The sequence below is a fragment of the Ramlibacter aquaticus genome, assembly GCF_015159745.1.
GTDB lineage: Bacteria > Pseudomonadota > Gammaproteobacteria > Burkholderiales > Burkholderiaceae_C > Ramlibacter > Ramlibacter aquaticus.
Map to the genome: position 1 here is coordinate 1 of NZ_JADDOJ010000148.1, position 3102 is coordinate 3102.

Sequence of the window (3102 nt, forward strand, 5' to 3'; positions counted from 1 at the left end):
CCGCTGCCCCGCTGCCGCGCAGGAGACGCCGGCAGCGGGGCCGCCGCGTGTCATCCGCGCTTGCTATCCTCGGCGGCATGCCCGGGGCCGCTGCCCCACGCGGCGCGCAGACCTTGTTCCACACCATGAAGAAACCACTCGCCCTGGCCCTGGCCGCGCTGGCCGGCCTGCAGGCCGTGGCCGCGCTGGCGGCAGACGACGGCAGCCCGGCGCCGGCCGACGAGGCCGGCGCGCTGCACCTGCAGTTCACCAACGTCACGCAGAAGCACCCTCCCCTGCGCTCGCCCTACGCAGGCCCCAACAGCCTGAAGGCCAGCGAGCGGGCCGAGGAGACCAGCGACATCACGCTGTACGCCGGCTGGAGGCCCTGGCGCGGCGCGTCGCTCTGGATCAACCCGGAGATCGACCAGGGCTTCGGCCTGAGCAACACGGTGGGCCTGGCCGGCTTCTCCAGCGGCGAGGCCTACAAGGTGGGGGCCAACCGCCCGTACCTGCGGCTGCCGCGCGTGTTCCTGCGCCAGGTCTTCGCGCTGGGGGACGAGACCGAGGCCGTGGACGCGCGCGCGAACCAGCTCGCGGGCCTGCGCCCCAAGGACAACATCACGCTCACGGTGGGCAAGTTTTCCGTCGTCGACGTGTTCGACAACAACGCCTACGCGCACGACCCGCGCGCCGACTTCATGAACTGGTCCATCGTCGACGCGGGCGCCTTCGACTACGCGGCCGACCCCTGGGGCTACACCCATGGCGCGGCCCTGGAATGGACCCAGGGCGACTGGACCTGGCGCGGCGGCGTGTTCCAGATGTCGCGCCTGCCGAACAACAAGGTGACCGGCCTGCACTTCGGCCAGTTCATGGCCGTGACCGAACTCGAGCGCCGCTACGAGTGGAACGGCCAGCCCGGCACCTGGCGCGTGCTGGCCTTTGGCAACCGGGCGCGCATGGCGGACTACGAGGATGCGGTGGCCCAGGGCGCCGCGACCGCCAGCACGCCCGACGTGGCCGGCGTGCGCAAGCTGCAGTGGCGCAGCGGCTTCGCGCTCAACCTCGAGCAGGCGCTCGCCGCCGACCTCGGCGTGTTCGCGCGCTTCAGCCGCAACGACGGCCGGCGTGAAGCCTACGAGTTCAGCGAGATCAACCGCTCCGAATCGGCCGGCGTCGCCCTCAAGGGCGGGCGTTGGGGGCGCGCCACGGACACCCTGGGCCTCGCGCTGGCGCAGAACCACCTGTCGGCCCAGGCGCGCGACTACTTCGCGGCGGGCGGCATGGGCATCCTGATCGGCGACGGTGCGCTGCGCTACGGGCCCGAGCGCATCGTCGAGGGCTACTACGCCGTGGCCCTGGCGCGGCAGCTCACGCTCACGGCCGACCTGCAGCGCGTGCTGAACCCGGCCTACAACCGCGACCGCGGGCCGGTGACGGTCTACGGCCTGCGGGTGCACGCGGAGTTCTAGCAGCCAGGCCCCTCGCGGGCCTTCAGGCGCTGGCTTCGCCCCAGTAGTTGAAGGCGAGCGGCCGGGGGCCGGGGATGTAGCCGGTTTCCAGGCCGTGCAGCGTGAAGCCCGCCTCGACCAGCAACGCGGGAATGTCGCGCCCGAGCTGGCAGCCGCCGGCGATGGGCCCCCACCAGGGCTGCAGGCGCGCCTGCCAGCGGCGCACCGAAGCATCGGGCGCGCGACCGTGCTCGCAGAACAGCAGGCGGCCTCCTGGCGCCAGCACCCGCCGCATCTCGCGCAGGGCGGCCACGGGCTCGGGGATGGAGCACAGGGTGTAGGTCAGCAGCACGGTGTCGAAGCTGGCGTCGGCCAGCGGCAGGCGCTCGGCCGACAGGCCCACCAGCTCGACCTTCAGGCCGCTGCGCCGTATGCGCGCCTTCGCCTTCTCGTGCATGCGCAGCGCGGGGTCCACGCCGGTGATGGACTCGACCTGCTCGGCCGCATAGTGCGGCATGTTCAGCCCGGTGCCTATGCCCACCTCCAGCACGCGGCCGCGCGCCCGGGGCACCACGCGCTCGCGCTGCCGGGTGACCATGGGCAGGCCGCAGGCGAAGTCCAGCACCGTGGGCAGCAGGTGGCGCTCGTACCAGTTGTCGGCCATGGGCTGCGGTCGGTGGGGGCCGGGCGATGGCGCCTGCGGCTCAGCGCGCGGCGCCGGGCGCGTCCGGCGCCAGCCGCAGCCAGATCTCGTTGCGGCGCAGGAACCAGGGGGTGAAGGGCGGGTTGTAGCGCGAGAGCGTGGGCTCGCCCTGCCAGCGCAGGCCGGCGGCACGCAGCGCCTCCTGCAGCCGGCCCAGGTGTTCCTCGTAGTTGGCCTGGGACCAGAAGCCCGAGTAGCGGATCACGCCCACGCGCTCGCCCGGCACCTCGCGCAGCTGCACCCGCGGATCCAGCGGCTCGGGCGCGCTGGCCAGCGTCACTTCGCGGGGCAGCACGAACTGCACGATGTAGCCACCCGCCGAGGGGGTCTGCGTCACGGGGGCGGTCATCTCCATGCGCACGGGCGCCTCGGTCTGCGTCACCGGCGCCGTCATCTCGAACTTCCGAGCGCCCTTGTTCTTGCCGAAGATGTAACCCGCCAGGATGGGAAAGGCCTCGCTGCCCGCCTGATCGGCCGTGCCCGCGACCTGCACCTGGGCCACCACGTAGGGCGCGTACTGGCGCACCTGCGCACCGTCCAGCTGCTGGACGACGTCGTAGCGGGGTTCTTCGATGGCCATGGCGGCGAGGGGGAGCACCACCAGGAAGGCGGCGAGAAGAGCTTTCAAGGCAGGGCACCGTGCATGGGCACAGCCTATCAGGCCCGGGCCGGGGCTGCCAAGCCCGGCCCCGGCCGCACGGGGCGGGCCCGCGAACGCTGAGCTGCCGGGGGGCGGCAGCGCCGTCGGGCGGCAGGCCCGGCCCCGAGCCTGCGCTTCAGTCGCGCTCGATGTCCGAGTTCGCGTCGTTGAGCACGTAGTCGCGCGCATCGACCTGGAACACCTCGGGCGCGATGGGCCCGAGCACCAGCCGCGTGACCTGCCACACCGTGCGGCCCTGGGCATCCACGATGGCCAGCGGGAGCTGCGCGCGGACGCTCCAGCAGACATCGCTCACCCGCCCGCCC

General features: G+C 73.0%; 3 protein-coding genes and 1 pseudogene. 1 reads left to right on the top strand and 3 read right to left on the bottom strand.

Annotated elements, in window-relative coordinates; translation table 11 throughout:
* Window positions 1-125: 125 nt before the first annotated feature.
* Window positions 126-1454 carry a carbohydrate porin gene (locus IM725_RS19765; protein WP_227753979.1) on the top strand — a complete coding sequence of 443 codons (1329 nt, stop codon included), beginning with the start codon at window positions 126-128 and terminating at the stop codon, window positions 1452-1454.
* A gap of 22 nt (window positions 1455-1476) precedes the next feature.
* Here the strand turns inward: IM725_RS19765 and IM725_RS19770 are convergent, their stop codons facing one another.
* The 3 genes and pseudogenes from IM725_RS19770 to IM725_RS19780 all read right to left on the bottom strand — a co-directional run.
* Window positions 1477-2097 carry a class I SAM-dependent methyltransferase gene (locus tag IM725_RS19770; protein ID WP_193782355.1) on the bottom strand — a complete coding sequence of 207 codons (621 nt, stop codon included), beginning with the start codon at window positions 2095-2097 and terminating at the stop codon, window positions 1477-1479.
* 40 nt (window positions 2098-2137) lie between these two features.
* Window positions 2138-2764 (bottom strand): SOUL family heme-binding protein, encoded by a 627-nt coding sequence (locus IM725_RS19775; RefSeq protein WP_227753980.1) that lies wholly within the window; start codon window positions 2762-2764, stop codon window positions 2138-2140.
* A gap of 148 nt (window positions 2765-2912) precedes the next feature.
* Window positions 2913-3102, bottom strand: a pseudogene (locus IM725_RS19780) (hypothetical protein); the annotation flags it as partial.